The organism is Streptomyces sp. NPDC051684 (assembly GCF_044453445.1).
Taxonomy (GTDB): Bacteria; Actinomycetota; Actinomycetes; order Streptomycetales; family Streptomycetaceae; genus Streptomyces.
This window is the reverse complement of the sequence record NZ_JBITCS010000023.1, coordinates 82,541-101,611: the sequence shown is the minus strand read 5'-3', so window position 1 is coordinate 101,611 and position 19,071 is coordinate 82,541. Positions and strand designations below refer to the sequence as shown.

Genomic DNA, 19,071 nt, shown 5'->3' with positions numbered 1-19,071 from the left:
TCGGAGTGCTCGGAGTTGGCCAGCCCGAGACTGGAGCTTCGCGGGGAATGGGGTACAGGGCCACCTCGGACGGTCCGTGCTGGCAACCGGCGTCCCGCCGACCGGCTTCTCCCGACCTCGGCCGAGGACAACGGGGCTCAACACGTCGGGTCCGAGCTTGGCTGCGCCGTGCGGCGACATGGGGGTGCCTCCCTGAGCGCGGGGATGACCGCGTAGGTTGTTCGGCCGCCGTCCGCGACGCCCCACCGAAGCGACAAACAGGCGACCAGGTGCAGCCCCCGACCATTGAGATCTTCGGCCCCCGCACGTCGTCGCCTGGCCGGCGCGGTGCTGTCGTCGGTGACCAGAATCCGGAGCTCGTGGTTGTCGTGCCTTAGTCGCAGTCGGACATCACCAGAGCCGTGGGTGATCGCGTTGGACACCAACTCCGAGACGACGAGCCGAGCGTCTTCCACCAGAGCGTCCGGTAACGACCACTGCCTCAGCACGGCGGCGGTGGTTCGTCGCGCCCGGGGGACGTAAACGCCCACTGGTTCCATGGCCATCTCGAAGACGCGAGACGTCAGCGGACACCCAGTGGGTGCGGCGCCGAAGACCCGGGCACCACTGCTATCACCCCCGGGGCGGGGTGGCGTTGCTGTCGAGTGCGTGGTCATGCGCCCATCGCACCGTGGCTTCGTCATCCGGAACAGGGGAAGCAGGAGGGGGGAAATCTTTGTCAAGGGGGGAAAAACAAGGGGGAGTTGAGGAGAGGATTGGAGATCCCCCACCGATAGAGGTCAGACTCATGGCAGTGGATCCATTTGGCGAACTACTCCTTCACCTGCGGCGTAACGCCAATCGGACGCAGGACGAGCAGGCCGATGCGATCAACGCCGCTTCCGGCCGGGCAACGATGACCCGCCGAGAGGTCAACCGGTACGAGAAGGGTGCCAACGTCCCAACGGACCACACCCTGGGGAACATCGCTTTGGCCTGCGGCGTCCCGCTGGAGCCACTGCTGCGCGAGGCAAAAGCCGCCCGTGCCAGGAGGCGAGAGAAGCACCAGGCCGAAGCGGAGGAGTTGGAAGACGTGAAGCGCCGAACGTTCCTCGGAGGCACCATTGTCGGTGCTGCTGCGGCTGCTGAGCCCTGGGGTCGGCTGGCCTATGCACTCAACAAGGGCTCCAAGATCGACCCTGAGTCGGCAGGCGTACTCATCGATCACGCTGCCCGGTTGCACGTGGACGAGTTGAGCGAGAGCGCACTCAGCCTGCAGACTCGGGTCGAGGCGCACTTGGACGCGATCACCGCCGCACTCCCCCGCGCTGGAACCCATGAGCGAGCGCTGACCATCGCGGCAGGAGAGACCGCAGCTCTTGCCGGATGGGTTGCCTGGGATCTCGGTGAGCACGACAAGGCCGCCTCCTATTACGGAGTGACCTCGCAGTGCGCGAAAAAGGCCGGACACCCGCCTCTGCGTGCCCTGGCACTGGGCTACGCAAGCTACGGCGCCCCCAGCCCTGAGAAGGCGCTGGAGATGCTGTCGCAGGCAGCTCAGGACGTGCGCGGGCGTGGCAACGCAACCGCCGCAGCGTGGGCCCTGGGCCGGTACGCGGAGGAAGCCGCTCAGTCAGGCGATGACGTCGGCGCTCTCCGAGCGCTGGAACAGGCGAAGTTCGCTTATGACTTCGCCGACCATACGACTGAGCAGGCGTGGGTCCGCTTCGTGACGCCGTACCGAATGGACTCCTTGTCGCTCTCTGTCTACGGCGAACTCAAGCGGCAGGAGCTGACGGCCACCGCCGACTCCGCAGTCGAGCGCCTCGGCGGGGAACTACCCGAGTCCGGAGTGGTCGTCCTCGGGGACCTGGCGTCGGCACTTCTGCGCGGCGGCGACGTGGACCGCGGGGCCTACGTCGCGCAACAGTTCGCAGCGGCAGCGGAATCGAAGCCCAACACCATGGGCCGTCAGCGGGCGCGGGCGATCGCTACCGGGCTTCCTGACACGGAGCACGATCTGGCCGGCCACCTGCTGACGTTCGCGGCGTCGTGAACCGTCCCAGCCTGCGGGCTCGGCAAAAGCAAGGCCCTGACACGCGCCCTTACCGCTGGCGCGTCTCGTCGACGACCCAGGACAGGTACGCCTCCGAGCCTCCCGTCACGGGCAGCGTGACCCACTGGGGGACGTCGTACGGGTGCCTCTCGTGAAGCCACGTCTCTAGTGCGGGGAGGCGATCCGACGACGTCATGTAGGAGATCCGCCACTCCTGAGCCGCTTCGACCTTCCCCTGCCACCAATAGAAGGCAGTGATGGGCGCATCGATGTGAACGCCCGCTGCCAGCTTGCTCTCAACAGCACCTCTGGCGAGGGCCTTCGCCTGCTCCTCGTCGTCACTGGTCGTCTGCGCGATCACGATCTCGTGGTCCATGCGGCTACCTCTCCAACTCGGTTACCACGACCCTATCCAGGTGGTCTGCGCAGGCGATGGGGTGGTAGTTGCCGGGGCGGGCGAACCCGCCTTCCGTGGTGATGTGCCCGTGCCGCGGACGAGCGTGCGCTGTGCCATGTGGTGCTGACTCCTAGGCGTCTCCGCCGTTGACCTTGGGTGACTGCCGAGGGACTGTCACGCCCCTGACCTGGGGAGAACCGTCAGAACCTGAATATGTGGTGGAACTCGGTCAGCGGTCTCACATCTCGCTCTCAGGCGGCAAGTTCGAGATTGCATTCACTCCCTTCGGACGGAGCTGCGATCGTGAGGGTCGGAAAGACGAAGCTCACCTCTGTTCCGGATCGCGTCCTCAGCTGGCGCTGGCGCAACGAGAGAACCCTGCCGATCGCAACATCGGCGTCACGCATACCCGACGCCTCCAGCATCTCGCTGAACTCCCAGGACGTAGACACGAACTCAAAGATCGCCAGCTCCGGAGCTGCCGCGAGCTTGAACACGACGCGGCTCTCGGGACGAGGCCCCGTAGCCGCGCGCGCAGCAGCCATCCTGGCGCCGAGGGTCGTGGGGCAGCCGCACAATTCACCTGCGCCGTCCATCGGAGCGAGGCGTTTCCGGCCGTCACAGGTGTGCACGGGGTCCTCACCGACCCGCTGGACGAAGCGACGCTTCAACGGCGCGTCTCCGTGCAGAAGCACTTCCAGACGGCTGCAGTTCAAATCGACCTCATGCGCACCAGGAGTGCGGACCCGCCAGCTTGCATGGGTGTGGAAGGCCGCCAAGGCTTCAGCGACCCTGTGGTCTGCAGTAGTCAGCAGCCAGCTTCGCGCCCGCGGGCCGTTGCGGCCTGGCTCATCGCCCGGCGCCCAAAACGTCCCTGCTGCTTCAGCATTCAGCATCGCAGTCATCGGTGTCCTCCCTGTTCTCGGTTCTAGGGGGACAGGTTCCGTGGCAGATTGGCTTTGGCGAAGCCGGGGAGATCTGGTACTGCGACGTGCGATGCATCCCCGGCCGCCGCGTTACGCCGCCACTGACGAGCCGGTCGCGTAGGGGTGACCGACAGGGTCGGGCTCCGGCCCATGCACGATGCCGGGAACCCACCGGACCGGACCTGAAGCGGGGAACAGCGTCACCCGGATGTTGAAGTCGAGCAGCATCTCCTTGCGCGCCTGGACATCCAGAGCCTTTTCCCATCGGTCGGCGACCGTCTCCCCCGTCGGCCGCTGCACAATGCCGGGCGGGCGGGACGGTTGGCCTTGCAGAGCCACGAGTTCACGTCCAAGGTCGGCATAGCGTTCCCGGAACCACCGGGCATCATCCTCAGCGTCGTACAAGCCGGCCTCGCGATCGGTGCGCAAGCGAGAGCGGTTCGCCTGCAGTTCGGCTATTCGCTCGGCTACGCCGTTACCTGAGTCGTACACCGTCTCGAAGATCTCGCCGGCTCCGTACTTCTCCAGGAACCAGGCCGCGACCCAAGCGTCCAAGCGCCGTGCCTGGATGAGCGGCGCGGGTCGGCAGTTGTCGGCGGACGGCCAGCCCTTGTTCCTGGCCGTGCAGACGTAGCGGGGCGGTTCATTCACGGACGTCTGCGTGTACAGCCTGTTGTGACAGTTACCGCACAGCGCAACTCCCGTAAGGAGATACGGCTGATTCGTGCGGCGCGTGGGCATCTTGCGAGCCAGGAGAGCCGACTTGAGCGCTTCATGCGTGGCTCGGTCCCACAAGCCGTCGCTCACGCGGAGCGGATTCCCGTCCTTGCCGATCACTGGCCTGCCCTTGTGCATGAGGTACCCCAGCGCCGCCTCCGACAGCAGAATGGCGCGCAGGCTCGTCGGATACCACGGACCACCTCGCGACGGACGCCCGTACATCACCGCCAGATGATCCGCGGGGCACGGCACCTTGGCCCGGTTCAGTCGCGCGGCTTCGCTGCTTGCAGTGACGTTGACCGGGTCTGCGAGCACTCGACGTGCGACTTCGCGTATCACCTTGGAGGCGTGCGGGTGCCATTCCACGTGATCGACCTTTCCGCCCATGACGAGGCGGACGTGTTGGAACCCGTAGGACGGCTTACCCTTCGGCCGACCCGCAGCGCGCATCTTGACCGTGGCGCTCCTGTTACGGCGCTGAATGGACCGCAGTTCCATCTGAGCACCCCACGCCTCGATCGTGAAGCGGTTCTCGTCCGCAGGGTCGTCCAACTCCCATGGACCCTCATGCCCGTATGTGACGAGCAATTTGTTCTCGTCACGCATCTTGTAGCCGGTGTTCAAGCAGTCGACTACGTTACGACCGAGCCGGTCGACGGCAGCGGCGACGAGACCGTCATACGGTCCCCGCTCGTCGCGCAGCCACGGTCCGAGCTTCGGTCGGGTCACCGGGTCAGTCGCTCCGGAGACCTCCCAATCGTCGGCCCAGCCGATGATGTGAGCTCCGACAGAGGCGGCAGCAGTGAGGATGTCCTCACGTTGCCGCTCCGGGGACGAGGTCGCCGCCTTCATACGAGACAGCCGACGGACGCCCAGCAGGCACTTGCCGCATCCGTCATAGGGCCGTTCGACCGCGTCCAGGTTCGTGTCGTGCATCGCCTCTCCTCGTCGCGCGCAGCGTAAGGAGAATCGACGGCCACACCAAGGACGATCTTGCTCCGCCCCAGGTCACCCCATGAAAGTCAACCGAACGTGACGATTGGTATTAGAGATGTTGGTGTCCACCAGACACACCGACTGCCACGTCCCCAGCTCCAACCCGCCGTCCACCACCGGCAACGTCGCATGCGGCGGCACGAGGGCCGGGAGGACGTGGTCGCGGCCGTGGCCCGGGGAGCCGTGGCTGTGCTGCCAGCGGTCGTCCGCGGGGAGGAGGGTGTGGAGGGCGGCGAGGAGGTCGTCGTCGCTGCCCGCGCCCGTCTCGATGACGGCGATGCCGGCCGTGGCGTGCGGGACGAAGAGGTTGAGGAGGCCGTCGCGGCCGGGGGCGACCTCACGCAGGAAGGACTCGCAGTCGCGGGTGAGGTCGACGACGCGCTCGGCGGAGCCGGTCGTGATGTCCAGTACTCGGGTCGTGAAAACGTCTGACATGGGGACATTGTCCCTCGCTCGGGGCGCGTCGGCCTGTGGTGGGACGCACCGGATACCGCGAGTGCGGTCCACGCGCTGAGACGATGTTGACCGTAGGTCGACAAGTGGATACGTTCTGCCGCATGTTGCGTTCAGCCATGCTCACCACGCGCGGTCACATCGACCTGCTGCGGGTGGCCTCTGCCGCGTGTCGTTTCGGCTGCTGACGCCTTCCCCCCTGCTTTTCCTCACCTTTCTTTTCGCTGCCGCTCCGGTGTTCGTCCGTGACGGCGCGCCGCTGACGCGCGCCCCCTGACGCCGAGGCGTGCCCTCGCCTGCCATGGAGTGCCATGAGCATCAGTCATGCTCCGCCCGTTTCGCCTGCCGAAAGTTCGTCTGCCGGAAAACAGGGCGCGTCCACCGGCCCCGACTCGACCGGTTCCACAGCGTCCGCGCCCGAACTCGTTCCCCTCGTCCCCTCCTCCGCGCGGCGCACCCGCGTGCCCCGCTGGCTGCGCCGCACCAGTGGGCCCCTGCTGTTCCTCGTACTGTGGCAAGTCCTCACATCCGTAGAGGTGTTGACGCCTGAGGTGCTGGCGTCGCCGGGCACCATCGCGCGGGTCGGTGCGGACCTCGTCTCCGACGGGTCGCTGCCCGCCGCCATGGGTGTCTCGCTGCAGCGCGTCGCCGTCGGGCTGTTGTGCGGTGTTGCCGTCGGGACCGGGCTCGCGCTGCTGTCCGGCCTCTTCCGGATCGGCGAGGACCTCGTCGACGCGAGCGTGCAGATGCTGCGGACCGTGCCGTTCGTCGGACTGATCCCGCTGTTCATCATCTGGTTCGGGATCGGTGAGGCACCGAAGGTCGCCATCATCACCCTTGGTGTGTCCTTTCCGCTGTACCTGAATGTGTACGCCGGGATTCGCGGGGTGGACTCCCAACTCATCGAGGCAGGCGAGTCGTTGGGGCTCAGCCGGTGGGGTCTCGTACGTCATGTGGTGCTGCCGGGTGCGCTGCCCGGAGCCATGACCGGGCTGCGGTACTCGCTCGGCATCGCGTGGCTCGCGCTCGTCTTCGCCGAGCAGATCAACGCCGATGCCGGCATCGGGTTCCTCATGGTGCAGGCCCGGGACTTCCTGCGCACCGACGTCATCGTCGTCTGCCTGATCGTCTACGCGTTCCTCGGCCTGCTCGCCGACTTCGTCGTCCGTTCTCTCGAAAGGCTGCTGCTGCAATGGCGACCGACGTTCACCGGCCGGTGACCCGCTCCCCCGAGACCGCCGTCGGTACCGGCCGCGCCGTGCACGTCGAAGGGCTCACCCGGTGCTTCGACGGCCGTGCCGTCATCGACGACCTGCAACTCGACATTCAGCCAGGGGAGTTCGTTGCCCTGCTCGGGCGCAGCGGGTGCGGCAAGTCCACGCTGCTGCGCATCCTCGCCGGGCTCGACCGTGACATCGACGGCACCGTGCTCGTGCCACGGCGCAAGGCCGTCGCGTTCCAGGCGCCGCGGCTCATGCCGTGGAAGCGGGTATGGCGCAACGTACTGCTCGGCCTGCCGGGCAAGCCCGAACGCGACGTCGCCGAGCGGGCGTTGGAGGAGGTGGGGCTCGGGCACCGTACGGACGCCTGGCCGAAGACGCTCTCCGGCGGCGAGGCCCAGCGCGCCTCGCTCGCCCGCGCCCTCGTGCGCGAGCCCGACCTGCTGCTGCTCGACGAGCCGTTCGGCGCGCTCGACGCGCTGACACGGATCAAGGCCCAGCGTCTCGTCGGCGAGTTGTGGCAACAGCGAGGCTGCGCGGTGCTGTTGGTGACCCATGACGTCGAGGAGGCCGTACTGCTGGCCGACCGGGTTCTCGTCATGGACGACGGCGTCATCGCACATGAGGCCCGTATCGACCTGGAGCGACCCCGCGATCTCACCGATCCGCGCTTCGCCGAGCTGCGCGCGGAGCTGTTGCAGCGGCTGGGCGTGGACGAGTCGGCCCACTGATCCTCGCCCTCGCCCCACTGCCCCCCCCTTCTCGTCAGACCTCGACTTCTCGTAGTACGTCAACCACCCCACCTCTGAACGGACTCGGCATGCGACGCCCCCTCATAGCCGGCGCCCTCCTCACTCCCCTCGTCCTCCTGCTCGCCGCCTGCTCCGGCGCCTCGACCGCCAGCACCTCCACCGGCAGCGGTGGCAGCGGCGGCGGCGTCGACGGGAAAGGCTCGCTCACCCTCAACGTCGGGGACCAGAAGGGCGGTTCGGAGGCCGTTCTGCGGGCCGCCGGGGAGCTCGACGACCTGGACTACAAGATTCGCTGGTCCACCTTCACCTCGGGACCGCCCCTCCTCGAGGCCATCAACGCGAAGGCGGTGGACATCGGCGGCGTCGGCAACACACCACCCGTCTTCGCGGCCGGTGCCGACTCGAAGATCAAGGTGGTGTCCGCCAGTCACGGGACCGCCAAGGGCGACACGATCCTCGTCCCGAACGGCTCGAAGCTGAAGAGCCCGGCTGGACTCAAGGGCAGGTCGATCGCCGTGGCCCAGGGGTCCTCCGCGCACTACCAGCTCGTCGCCTCGCTCAAGAAGGTCGGGCTCGGGCTGAAGGACGTGAAGCTGAAATACCTGCAACCGGCCGACGCGCTGGCCGCGTTCACGGCGGGCAAGGTCGACGCGTGGGCCGTCTGGGACCCGTACACCTCGCAGGCGCTGCGCGGGAAGCTCGGCCGTGTACTCACCGACGGCGATGGTGTCACCAACGGGCTCGCGTTCCAGGTCGCCGCCCCCGGCGCCCTCGCCGACAAGAAGAAGTCGGCCGCGATCAAGGACTACCTGGACCGGCTGCGGCGCGCCCAGAACTGGGTCTTCAAGCACCCGCAGGCGTGGGCGAAGGTGTGGGCCAAGGACACCGGGCTGCCGTACGGGGCGGCGTACGACGCCGTGCGGCGCACGAACGGCACACGTGTCACGGTCGCCGTCGACAAGAACGTCATCTCCTCCGAGCAGCAAATCGCCGACACCTTCACCCAGTTGAAGCTGATTCCGCGCAAGGTCGACTTCTCGAAGTACGTCGACACGCGCTTCAACGGCGAGCTGCCGACGTCCACCACCGCCCCGCGCACGTACGGCAAGGAGTCCTGAGGTCATGAACGTCCACCTGCACTGGTTCCTGCCGACCGGTGGCGACGGGCGCACGCTCGTCGACCGGCACGCCTTCAGCGGCGGAGACCTCGAGCGCACGCCCGGTGGTCCGATCTCCGGAGTGCGCGCGCCCGACCTCGACTATCTCGTTCAAATCGCCAAGGCGGCACAGCAGTTGGGGTTCGAGGCCGTCCTCACTCCCACCGGTACATGGTGCGAGGACGCGTGGCTCACGACGGTCGCGCTCGCGCAGCACACCGAGCGGCTGAAGTTCCTCGTGGCCTTCCGGCCGGGCGTGATCTCGCCGACGCTCGCCGCGCAGATGGCGTCGACGTATCAACGCCTCACGAACGGACGGCTCTTGCTCAACGTCGTCACCGGCGGCGACTCGGCCGAGCAGCGGCGCTTCGGTGACCATCTCGATCACGATCAGCGCTATGCCCGCACCGACGAGTTCCTTTCGGTGGTGCGTGGCGTGTGGGGCGGCAGCTCGCAGGCTCCGTTCGACTTCACCGGGGAGCACTACCGGGTCGACGGTGGATACACGGCGCTCGCGCCCGACCCGGTGCCAGAGGTCTTCTTCGGTGGGTCGTCGGCCGCCGCGGGGCCCGTCGCGGCGCGGCACTCCGACGTGTATCTGACGTGGGGCGAGCCGCCGGAGCAGGTGAAGGAGAAGATCGACTGGATTCGCGAACTGGCCGAGCGCGAGGGACGCACGGTGCGGTTCGGGATCCGGCTGCACACCATCTCGCGCGATTCGGCGCGGGACGCGTGGGCCACCGCGGACCGGCTGCTCGACGACCTCTCCCCCGAGGCGATCTCCGCCGCACAGGCCGCACTCGGGCGCAGCGAGTCGGTCGGGCAGCAGCGGATGCTCGCGCTGCACGGTGGCGAGCGGAGCAGCCTGGAGACCTCGCCGAATCTGTGGGCCGGGGTCGGACTGGTGCGCGGCGGGGCGGGGACGGCGCTCGTCGGCAGCCATGCCGAGGTCGCCGACCGGATCGCGGAGTACCACGCGCTGGGCATCGAGCACTTCGTGCTCTCCGGGTATCCGCATCTGGAGGAGGCGTACTGGTTCGGGGAGGGAGTCATTCCGGAGCTGACCGCGCGCGGGCTCGTGGAGCCGGTCGCGCACCGGTCCGGTGCGCCGCTGGCGGTCTCGCGGGCGGGCGCTGAGCCGACTCCGCCCTGGGCGTGACTCGTACGGGCTCGTACCGGGTCCGAACCGGGTCCGTACCGGGCTAGGACGGCGGGAAGATCTCGCACCCCGATGGAGTTAGTAGAAACGTGAACGATATCGGGGTACGAGACGACGCCCACGCCACCGGACCGCGGGCGGTCGACGTCGTGGTCATCGGCGCCGGCCAGGCCGGCCTCTCCGCCGCCTATCACCTGCGCCGCGTGGGCTTCCAGCCGGAACGGGACTTCGTCGTCCTCGACCACGCGCCCCGCCCGGGCGGCGCCTGGCAGTTCCGCTGGCCCTCGCTCACCTACGGCAAGGTCCACGGCATGCACTCCCTTCCCGGCATGGAACTGACCGGCGCCGACCCCGCACGCCCGTCGGCGGAGGTCGTCTCCGGCTACTTCACCTCGTACGAGGAGGCCTTCGACCTGCGCGTACGGCGCCCGGTCGACGTGCGGGCGGTGCGCGAGGGCGAGGGCAGGCGGCTCCTCGTCGAGACCTCCGACGGGGTGTGGTCGACACGCGCCCTGATCAACGCGACCGGCACCTGGGACCGGCCGTTCTGGCCGCGCTACCCGGGACAGGAGACCTTCCGCGGGCGGCAGCTGCACACCGCGCAGTACCAAGGGCCCGAGGAGTTCGCTGGTCAGCGGGTCGTGGTCGTGGGCGGCGGGGCCTCCGGGACGCAGCACCTGATGGAGATCGCCCCGGGCGCCGCCTCGACGACCTGGGTGACGCGCCGGCCGCCCGTCTTCCGTGACGGCCCCTTCGGCGAGGAGCAGGGGCGGGCCGCCGTGGCGAAGGTCGAGGAGCGGGTGCGCCAGGGACTCGCGCCGCTGAGCGTGGTGTCGGTGACCGGGCTTCCGGTGAACGATGCGATCCGGGAGGCCCGCGCGGACGGTGTCCTCGACCGGCACCCCATGTTCGACCGGATCACACCGACCGGCGTCGCCTGGGACGACGGGCATGAGGTGGCGGCCGACGTGATCCTCTGGGCCACCGGGTTCCGGGCGTCCATCGAGCATCTGGCCCCGCTGAAGCTGCGGGAAACCGGCGGCGGCATCCGGATGGAGGGCACGCACGCGGCCCTCGACCCCCGGATCCACCTGGTGGGCTACGGACCGTCGGCGAGCACCATCGGCGCGAACCGCGCGGGTCGCGCCGCGGTCCGCGACATCGAGCGACTACTGGGGCGGAGGACGCCGGTAGCGGTGTGAGGCGCCGCGGCCGGCCGCACCGAACCGAACCGAACCGCCGGCGGGACACCTTCGCGCCAGGCTCCGGCGCCTGCCCCGGCCGTTGCCCCTGCCCCGGACCAGCCCGGTCGGGCCCCGTCAGGCGGGCGCCGGCCTCGCCCACCGAGAAGCCACGGCACCCCCGGCACGCCCCAGAAGCCCCGTCAGCCGTCCTTCTTCGCCTCAGCCTGGATCTTGTTGAACTCCGCCACGTTCTTCTCCTGCTCACCCAGGTCCGCGGTGAAGCGCGTGTCCCCCGGCTTGACCGTCACGAAGTACAGCCAGTCACCCGACGACGGCCTGGTCGCCGCCCGCATCGCCTGCTCCCCCGGGTTGCCGATCGGCGTGGGCGGCAGCCCCTTGCGCGCGTAGGTGTTGTACGGGTTTTTGATCTTAGTGTCGTCGTGCGTGGTGGCCAGCGTGGAACGGCCGAGCGCGTAGTTGATGGTGGAGTCCATCTGCAGCGGCATGTCGTGGTCGAGCCGGTTGTATATGACGCGGGCGACCCGGCCCATGTCTTCCTTGTTGTCCGCCTCGGCCTGCACGATGCTCGCGATGATCACGCGCTGGTACGGGTTCACGGCGTTGCGCTCGGCGCCCGCGGTGGTGGCGCTGCCGCCGAACCTCTTGTTGGCCGTGTCGACCATGTACGAAAGGACCGACTGCGGGGTCGACTTGTCGTTCAAGGGATACGTCGCCGGGAAGAGGTACCCCTCGGCGTTGCCACCCGCGTCCCCCGGCAGCTTGAGGTGCGACTTGGCCGCGGCCTTCTTCGTGGTGCCGGCCGGGGCGTCGAGCACCTTGTCGACCGCCTCGTACACCTGGCCCGAACGCCAGCCCTCCGGAATGGTCAGAACCCGGCTCGGCTCGTCCTCACCCGCCAGTACCAGCGGTACGGCGACGGCGGTTGCCGCCACGACGGCCCCGGTCACCGTCATGGCGACGCGGCCTCGGCGCGTGATTCGCGTCGTGCTCCGTCGCGGAGTCTCGGTCTGCATGCCGGAACGGTAACCCCTGCGTCAGAACATCCCTGACATATCTCCGGCCTCCTCCACTCCCTCACGGTCTCTCTCCCCACTGTTCGCTCTGGTGTCGTGGCGCGCCGGGCCCGCGCTCCGTCAGGCCGCCGCTTCCACGCGCGCGTCCCGCCGCACCAGCGCCGCGTAGCGGCCCTGCCGGTCGAGCAGTTCCTCGTGCGTCCCGCGCTCGGCTATGCGGCCGGAGTCCAGGACCACGATCTGCTCGGCGCCGCGGACCGTGGAGAGACGGTGCGCGATCGTGAGCGTCGTGCGGTTGGCCGAGAGCGCGTCGATGGCTTCCTGCACGGCGTGCTCGGTGCGGGTGTCGAGCGCGCTGGTCGCCTCGTCGAGGATGAGCACCGGCGGGTCCCGCAGGATCGTGCGGGCGATGGCCAGGCGCTGCTTCTCGCCCCCGGAGAAGCGGTGACCGCGCTCGCCGACCACGGTGTCGTAGCCGTCCGGCAGGGAGGCTATGTGCTCGTGGATCTGGGCCGCGCGAGCCGCCGCGTGCAACTCATCGTCGGTCGCGTCGGGCTTGGCGAAGCGCAGGTTCTCGGCGACCGAGGCGTGGAAGAGGTAGGTCTCCTGCGAGACCACGCCGATCGCGCGCGCGAGGGTGTCGAAGTCCAGGTCGCGTACGTCCACGCCGTCGAGCGTGACGCGGCCGCCCGTGACGTCGTAGAGCCGCGGCACCAGGTAGCTGAGCGTGGACTTGCCGGATCCGGTGGGGCCGACGACGGCGAGGCTGCCGCCCGCGGGGACGGTGAGGTCGATGCCGTCGAGGATCGCGTCCTGCCGCTCGTCGTCGCTGTCGTAGCGGAACTCGACGTTCTCGAAGCGGACCTCGCCCTTGACGGTGTCGAGGCGGACCGCGTCCTCGCGCTCGGTGATGTCGACCGGCAGGTCCAGGTACTCGAAGATGCGCTGGAACAGGGCGAGCGAGGTCTGGATCTGGACGCCGGTCTGCAGCAGGCTCACGGTCGGCCGGAACAGGCCCTGCTGGAGCGAGACGAACGCGACGAGCGTGCCGATCGAGACGGTGGGGCCGCCGAAGTGCAGGGCGATTCCGGCCGCCCAGTAGATCACCGCGGGCATGGCGGCCATGACGATGCTGATGACGGCCATCCGCCAGCGCCCCGCCATGTTCGACCGGACCTCAAGGCCGACCAGTTCGTCCGACTCGTCGGCGAACGCCCTGGTGAGGGAGTCGGCGCGGCCCATGGTGCGGCCGAGCAGGATGCCGCTGACGGAGAGCGACTCGGTGACCGTGGCTGCCATCGCGGCCATCTGCTTCTGGCGCTGCGTGGCGATCTTCTTGCGCTCGCGGCCGACCCGGCGGCTGATCCACACGAAGACCGGCAGCAGGAGCAACGAGACGATCGTCAGGCGCCAGTCGAGGGCGATCATCGCGACGACCGTGGCGACGACGCTCGTCAGGTTCGAGACGAGGGAGGTCGCGGTGGAGGTCACCGTCGCCTGCATGCCGCCGATGTCGTTGGCGATGCGGGACTGGACCTCGCCGGTGCGGGTCCTGGTGAAGAAGGCGAGGGACATGCTCTGCAGCCGGCCGTAGACGGCCGTGCGCAGATCGTGCATGACGCGCTGGCCGACCGTCGTCGAGATCAGTGTCTGCAGGACACCGAACACGCTCGTCACGACGGCGCTGACGATCATGCCGAGGGCGAGCAGGCTGAGCAGCCCGGTGCGGCCCTGCGGGATGGCGACGTCGAGGATCTCCTTGAGCAGGAACGGCGTCGCGACCGTGACCAGCGAGGCGGCGCAGACGAGCAGGCCGACGAGGGCGAGCCGGGCGCGGTAGGGGCGGAACAGGGACAGGATGCGGCGGATCTGCCGCGGCTGGCCCGATGCCTGGGCATCGGGAGGCGGCGTCCAGCGGATTTCGTCGCGGGGCATGGGCCTCCTAGAGACTTCAGAGATCGAACTTTGAGGAGCATAGTGCACTGTTACCTCTATTCACAATGCACAGGGTCCTGATAATGTTCCCGACATGAAGACACCGGACGCCGACGGTTTCCTCGCCGAGCAGCTGCTGCGGCTGACCCGCCGCCTGCAGCGGCTGCAGCGGCGCCAGCTGGAGCCGGTCGGGATCACCCCCGCGCAGTCCCGGCTGCTGCGCACGCTGGTGCACTACGAGACGCCGCCACGCATGGCCGATCTGGCGGAGCGCCTCGAGGTGGTCCCGCGCGCCGTGACGACGACGGTGGACGGCCTGGAGGCGGCCGATCTGGTGCGCCGCGCGCCGGATCCCACGAACCGCCGGGTCATCCGGATCGAGCTCACCGACAAGGGCCGGGCAGCCCTGCGGGAGCTGCGCAGCGCGCGCCACGCGGCGGCAGAGGAGATCCTGGCCCCATTGGACAAGGAGCAGCGCGCGCAGCTGACGGTTTTGCTGAACACGCTGTTCGGGGCCGCGCACGACCGCGATTGCTGAACTAGGAGAGGCCATGCCGCTGCTGGAGCCGAAGCCGGAAGCCCTGCGTCCCGGACCCCGCTCGTCGGGACCGGCGCCCGACCGGGTCGCGGACCGGCAGGCCGGTGGCACGCCCGAGCCGCTGCGCTCGGAGCTGACGGAGCTGCTCGGCGCGGACAAGGTGCTCACGAAGATCTCGGATCTGGTGCGCTACGCGTCGGACGCCAGTCCGTACCGCTTCGTGCCGCAGGTCGTGGTGGTCGCCGAGGACATCGACGACGTGTCGGCGGTGCTCTCCTACGCGCACGGCAGGGGCCGCGAGGTCGTCTTCCGCGCGGCGGGCACGTCGCTGAACGGGCAGGCGCAGGGCGAGGACATCCTCGTCGACGTCCGCAAGTTCTGGGCGGGCATCGAGGTGCTGGGCGACGGTTCGCGCGCGCGGATCGACCCGGGCACCACGATCGTGCGAGCGAACGCCACGCTCGCGCGGCACGGGCGGGTACTCGGCCCCGACCCGGCGAGCGCGATCGCCTGCACGGTGGGCGGCGTGGTGGCGAACAACGCGTCGGGGATGACGGCGGGCACGACCCGGAACTCGTACAGGACGGTCTCCTCCCTCACCTTCGTGCTGCCGTCCGGCACGGTCGTGGACACGGGTGACCCGCACGCGGACGAGGATCTCGCGCACGCCGAACCGGCGCTGTGCGAGGGCCTGTTGGCCATCAAGCGGGAGATCGAGCAGGACGCGGAGCTCACCCGCAGGATCCGCGCCAAGTACGAGATCAAGAACACGAACGGGTACCGTCTCGACGCCTTCCTCGACGGCGGGACGCCGGTGCAGATCCTGCGCGGGCTGATGGTGGGCTCGGAGGGCACCTTCGGGTTCATCTCCGAAGTCGTCTTCGACACCCTGCCGTTGGACCGGCAGGTGTCGACGGCGCTGCTGTTCTTCCCCTCGCTGACGGCGGCCGCGGCGGCGGTGCCGGTGTTCAACGAGGCGGGCGCCCTTGCCGTGGAGCTGATGGACGGCAATACGCTGCGCGCCTCGGTCAGCGTGCAGGGCGTGCCCCAGGACTGGGCGGAGCTGCCCAAGGAGACGGCGGCGCTGCTGGTGGAGTTCCGCGCTCCGGACGAGAGCACGCAGGCCACCTACGAGGCGGCAGCCGCGAAGGCCCTCGAAGGGCTCGAACTCGTAGCGCCCGTGGCCTCGGTGACCAACGCGTTCACGCGGGACGCGAAGACCATCGCGGAGTACTGGAAGGCGCGCAAGGCGTTCGTGACGGCGGTCGGCGGCTCGCGCCCGTCGGGCACGACGCTCATCACGGAGGATTTCGCGGTGCCGCCCTCGCGGCTCGCGGAGGCCTGCGAGGAGCTGCTCGAACTCCAGACGCGGCACGGCTTCGACGCCGCGGTCGCGGGCCACGCCGCGCACGGCAATCTGCACTTCCTGCTGGCGTTCGACGCGGGCAAGCCCGCGGACGTCGAGCGGTACGCGGCGTTCATGGACGAGTTCTGCCGCCTCACGGTCGATCGGTTCGACGGCTCCCTGAAGGCGGAGCACGCGACGGGCCGCAACATCGCCCCCTTCCTGGAGCTCGAATGGGGCGCCAGGGCCACGGAGTTGATGTGGCGCACGAAGCAGGTCATCGACCCGGACGGGGTGCTCGCGCCGCGCATCGTGCTCGACCGCGATCCGAAGGCCCATCTGCGGGGCCTCAAGACGATCCCCAAGGTGGAGCTGATCGCCGACCCGTGCATCGAGTGCGGATTCTGCGAACCCACCTGCCCCAGCGAGGACTTGACGACCACGCCCCGCCAGCGGATCGTGCTGCGCCGCGAGATGATGCGCCAGCCGTCCGGTTCGCCGGTCGAGGACGAGCTGATCGACGCCTACGGGTACGACGCCGTGGACACCTGCGCCGGCGACTCGACGTGCAAGCTGGCCTGTCCGGTCGGCATCGACACGGGCGCGTTCATGAAGACCTTCCGGCATGCCCGGCACTCGCCACGAGAGGAGCGCACCGCCGCGCTCGTCGCGAAGAACTTCAAGGCGGTGGAGGCCTCGGCCCGGCTCGCCGTGGCGGCGGCCGACAAGATCGGCGACCGCCTCCTGTCGACCGTGACGGGTGCCGCGCGCAAGGCGATCCGGCCGGACCTGGTGCCCGAATGGCTCCCGGAGGTACCTGCCGCGGCGGCCCGGAAACTACCGCGCACCGCGCGCGTGGGGGCCACGGCCGTCTACTACCCGGCGTGCGTGAACCGCATTTTCGGCACCCCCGGCGACGTATCGCTGCCTCAGGCCGTCGTCGCGGTCTCCGCGCGCGCGGGCAAGCCCGTATGGATCCCGGACAACGTGGCCGGCACGTGCTGCGCCACCATCTGGCACTCCAAGGGCTACGACGAGGGCAACACGGTGATGGCGAACCGGATCGTCGAGTCGGCCTGGGCCTGGACCGGCGGCGGGCGGCTCCCCCTCGTGGTGGACGCCTCCTCGTGCACGCTGGGCATCGCGCACGAGGTGGTGCCCTATCTCACCGACGACAACCGGGAGTTGCACGCGGAGCTGACCATCGTGGACTCCCTCGTCTGGGCGGCCGAGGAGCTGCTGCCGCGGCTCACCATCGAGCGCACGATCGGCTCCGCCGTGCTGCACCCCACGTGCTCCATGGAACACCTGGGCGACGTGGCCCAGTTGAGATCCGTCGCCGAGGCCTGCGCCGACGAGGTGGTGATGCCGGACGACGCGGGCTGCTGCGGCTTCGCGGGCGACCGGGGCATGCTCCACAAGGAGCTGACCGAGTCCGCCACGGCGAAGGAGGCCGCGGAGGTGACCTCGCGCGCGTACGACGCCCATCTGTCGGCGAACCGGATGTGCGAGGTCGGCATGGACCATGCGACGGGCCGCACTTACCACTCCGTACTGGTGGAGCTGGAGCGCGCGACCCGGCCCTGATCTCCGATCGGTCTCCGATGGCGGGTATCCCAAGGCGGGTGCCGCCCAGGCGCCCAGGCGGGTTAAGGAAAGTCCAACTCCCCATCTATTTCCGTCCCTTGCGCCCCTCCCTCACTCCCTCCAAGGTGGCTTGCGTTTGCCCGGCACCGCACCCACCAGCCTTGGAGGTCCGATGCACGACGACAGCCAGCCCTTGGACGCCACCCCTCCCGACAGTCACTCACGCCGCGACGTCCTGCGCACCGCGGGCGTCGCGGGGGCCGGCCTTGGCCTCTCCGCGTTCGGCCCCGGCGTCGCCCACGCTGCCGAAACCTCCTCCGTCCCCTCACAGGCGAACGCTCCCGCCCGGCAGGGCGACACGATGATCGGCGTGCCGTTCGAGCGGCGGTCCACCGTCCGGGTCGGCATCGTCGGCCTCGGCAATCGTGGCGGCAGCATGATCGACCTCTTCCTGGCGATCCCGGGCGTCCGGGTCGTCGCCCTGTGCGACCCGGTCAAGGAGAAGACCGCCAAGGCGGCGGCGAAGGTGACGGCGGCGGGGCAGCCCGCGCCCGCCGTATACGTCAAAGGCGATCACGACTTCGAGAACCTGTGCAAGCGCGGGGACATCGACTTCGTGTACGTGGCGACGCCGTGGGACTGGCACTTCGAGATGGCGAAGACGGCGATGCTGAACGGCAAGCACGTCGGCGTCGAATGTCCCATCGCGCTCCAACTGGACCAGCTGTGGGAGCTGGTGGACCTGTCCGAGCGCACGCGAAGACACTGCATGCAGCTGGAGAACTGCTGTTACGGGCGCAACGAGATGCGCGTCCTGCGGATGGCCCACGCGGGCAAGTTCGGCGATCTGCTGCACGGCGCCGGCGCGTACAACCACGACCTGCGCGGCCTGATGTTCGACCCGGACTACTACGAGGGCCCGTGGCGCCGGCTGTGGCACACGCGGCTGCGCGGCGACCTGTACCCGAACCACGGCTTCGGTCCGGTCGCGAACTACATGAACATCAACCGCGGCGACCGCGTCACCCACATCTCCAGCTTCGGCACCCCCGCCCTCGGCCTCGCCGAGTACCGCGAGGCGCACATGCCCAAGGGCGACCCGAGCTGGAAGGAGACGTACATCGAGTCGGACCGCACGATCAGCCTGGTCCAGACGGCGAAGGGCCGCGTGATCCGCCTGGAGCACGACGTCAGCACCCCGCACCCGTACTCGCGGATCAACCAACTCGGCGGAACGAAGGGCGTGTTCGAGGACTATCCGGCGCGGATCTACATCGAGCCCGACCACGCCAACGACGCCTGGGGCGACTTCGCGAAGTACGCCGACTGGGACCACTGGCTGTGGAAGGAGCATGCGAACCCGCCGGGCGGGCACGGCGGCATGGACTACATCATGGTGTTCCGTCTGATGCAGACGATGTGCCTCGGTCTTGTCCCCGACTTCGATGTGTACGACGCCGCCACCTGGACCTCGCCGGTTCCGCTGAGCCACCTCTCGATCAAGGCGAAGGGCGCGCCGCAGCAGATCCCCGACTTCACGCGCGGTGGCTGGCGCAAGGAACGCGGCGGTGTCGACTCGGAGAAGCCGAGCGAGACCTGAGCACGGGGCGGCGCCCCGAGCGGGGCGCCGCCG

Annotated in this window: 17 protein-coding genes; 10 read left to right on the top strand and 7 right to left on the bottom strand. The window is 69.1% G+C overall.

What is annotated here, in order from left to right:
- Positions 1–137: 137 nt before the first annotated feature.
- A complete protein-coding gene (locus tag ACIA8D_RS26545) occupies positions 138–539 on the bottom strand; it encodes an ATP-binding protein (RefSeq protein WP_399236114.1) in 402 nt (133 codons plus the stop codon).
- Positions 540–787: 248 nt separating this feature from the next.
- On the opposite strand from ACIA8D_RS26545, the gene ACIA8D_RS26540 reads away from it, so the two are divergent.
- Positions 788–2,035, top strand: coding sequence for a helix-turn-helix domain-containing protein (locus ACIA8D_RS26540; RefSeq protein ID WP_399236005.1), 1,248 nt, complete (start codon positions 788–790; stop codon positions 2,033–2,035).
- A 49-nt stretch (positions 2,036–2,084) separates the two neighbouring features.
- Here ACIA8D_RS26540 and cutA read toward each other — a convergent pair whose 3' ends face one another.
- The 4 genes from cutA to ACIA8D_RS26520 all read right to left on the bottom strand — a co-directional run bounded on the left by cutA (position 2,085) and on the right by ACIA8D_RS26520 (position 5,509).
- Entirely contained in the window at positions 2,085–2,411 is a 327-nt protein-coding gene (cutA, locus tag ACIA8D_RS26535; protein ID WP_399236003.1) for a divalent-cation tolerance protein CutA, read from the bottom strand.
- A 272-nt stretch (positions 2,412–2,683) separates the two neighbouring features.
- Positions 2,684–3,337: a hypothetical protein gene (locus ACIA8D_RS26530; RefSeq protein WP_399236001.1), complete on the bottom strand. Its 654-nt coding sequence runs from the start codon at positions 3,335–3,337 to the stop codon at positions 2,684–2,686.
- 111 nt (positions 3,338–3,448) lie between these two features.
- The gene (locus tag ACIA8D_RS26525) at positions 3,449–5,014 is read right to left on the bottom strand and encodes a recombinase family protein (protein ID WP_399235999.1); all 1,566 of its coding nucleotides are present in this window, start codon (positions 5,012–5,014) and stop codon (positions 3,449–3,451) included.
- A 72-nt stretch (positions 5,015–5,086) separates the two neighbouring features.
- Complete coding sequence (locus ACIA8D_RS26520; RefSeq protein WP_399235997.1) at positions 5,087–5,509, bottom strand: YjbQ family protein; 423 nt, start codon at positions 5,507–5,509, stop codon at positions 5,087–5,089.
- Positions 5,510–5,592: 83 nt separating this feature from the next.
- Between ACIA8D_RS26520 and ACIA8D_RS26515 the strand changes: the two genes are divergently transcribed.
- The 6 genes from ACIA8D_RS26515 to ACIA8D_RS26490 all read left to right on the top strand — a co-directional run bounded on the left by ACIA8D_RS26515 (position 5,593) and on the right by ACIA8D_RS26490 (position 11,017).
- Positions 5,593–5,715 (top strand): putative leader peptide, encoded by a 123-nt coding sequence (locus ACIA8D_RS26515; protein ID WP_399235995.1) that lies wholly within the window; start codon positions 5,593–5,595, stop codon positions 5,713–5,715.
- Positions 5,716–5,838: 123 nt separating this feature from the next.
- Positions 5,839–6,747 carry an ABC transporter permease gene (locus tag ACIA8D_RS26510; RefSeq protein WP_399235993.1) on the top strand — a complete coding sequence of 303 codons (909 nt, stop codon included), beginning with the start codon at positions 5,839–5,841 and terminating at the stop codon, positions 6,745–6,747.
- Positions 6,720–7,478, top strand: a complete 759-nt coding sequence (locus ACIA8D_RS26505) for an ABC transporter ATP-binding protein (RefSeq protein ID WP_399235992.1) — start codon at positions 6,720–6,722, stop codon at positions 7,476–7,478. The genes ACIA8D_RS26510 and ACIA8D_RS26505 overlap by 28 nt, the downstream gene beginning before the upstream one ends.
- Before the next feature lie 89 nt (positions 7,479–7,567).
- Positions 7,568–8,617, top strand: a complete 1,050-nt coding sequence (locus ACIA8D_RS26500; RefSeq protein WP_399235990.1) for an ABC transporter substrate-binding protein — start codon at positions 7,568–7,570, stop codon at positions 8,615–8,617.
- Between the two features lie 4 nt (positions 8,618–8,621).
- The gene (locus ACIA8D_RS26495; protein ID WP_399235988.1) at positions 8,622–9,815 is read left to right on the top strand and encodes an LLM class flavin-dependent oxidoreductase; all 1,194 of its coding nucleotides are present in this window, start codon (positions 8,622–8,624) and stop codon (positions 9,813–9,815) included.
- Positions 9,816–9,904: 89 nt separating this feature from the next.
- Positions 9,905–11,017: an NAD(P)-binding domain-containing protein gene (locus tag ACIA8D_RS26490; RefSeq protein ID WP_399235986.1), complete on the top strand. Its 1,113-nt coding sequence runs from the start codon at positions 9,905–9,907 to the stop codon at positions 11,015–11,017.
- A gap of 182 nt (positions 11,018–11,199) precedes the next feature.
- Here ACIA8D_RS26490 and mltG read toward each other — a convergent pair whose 3' ends face one another.
- A complete protein-coding gene (gene mltG, locus ACIA8D_RS26485; RefSeq protein WP_399235984.1) occupies positions 11,200–12,033 on the bottom strand; it encodes an endolytic transglycosylase MltG in 834 nt (277 codons plus the stop codon).
- 120 nt (positions 12,034–12,153) lie between these two features.
- Positions 12,154–13,968, bottom strand: coding sequence for an ABC transporter ATP-binding protein (locus tag ACIA8D_RS26480; protein WP_399235983.1), 1,815 nt, complete (start codon positions 13,966–13,968; stop codon positions 12,154–12,156).
- Positions 13,969–14,062: 94 nt separating this feature from the next.
- Between ACIA8D_RS26480 and ACIA8D_RS26475 the strand changes: the two genes are divergently transcribed.
- The 3 genes from ACIA8D_RS26475 to ACIA8D_RS26465 all read left to right on the top strand — a co-directional run bounded on the left by ACIA8D_RS26475 (position 14,063) and on the right by ACIA8D_RS26465 (position 19,038).
- On the top strand, positions 14,063–14,506 hold the full coding sequence (locus tag ACIA8D_RS26475) for a MarR family winged helix-turn-helix transcriptional regulator (protein ID WP_399235980.1): 444 nt from the start codon (positions 14,063–14,065) through the stop codon (positions 14,504–14,506).
- Between the two features lie 13 nt (positions 14,507–14,519).
- Positions 14,520–17,438 carry an FAD-binding and (Fe-S)-binding domain-containing protein gene (locus ACIA8D_RS26470; protein WP_399235978.1) on the top strand — a complete coding sequence of 973 codons (2,919 nt, stop codon included), beginning with the start codon at positions 14,520–14,522 and terminating at the stop codon, positions 17,436–17,438.
- A gap of 172 nt (positions 17,439–17,610) precedes the next feature.
- A complete protein-coding gene (locus tag ACIA8D_RS26465; protein ID WP_399235976.1) occupies positions 17,611–19,038 on the top strand; it encodes a Gfo/Idh/MocA family oxidoreductase in 1,428 nt (475 codons plus the stop codon).
- Positions 19,039–19,071 lie beyond the last annotated feature (33 nt).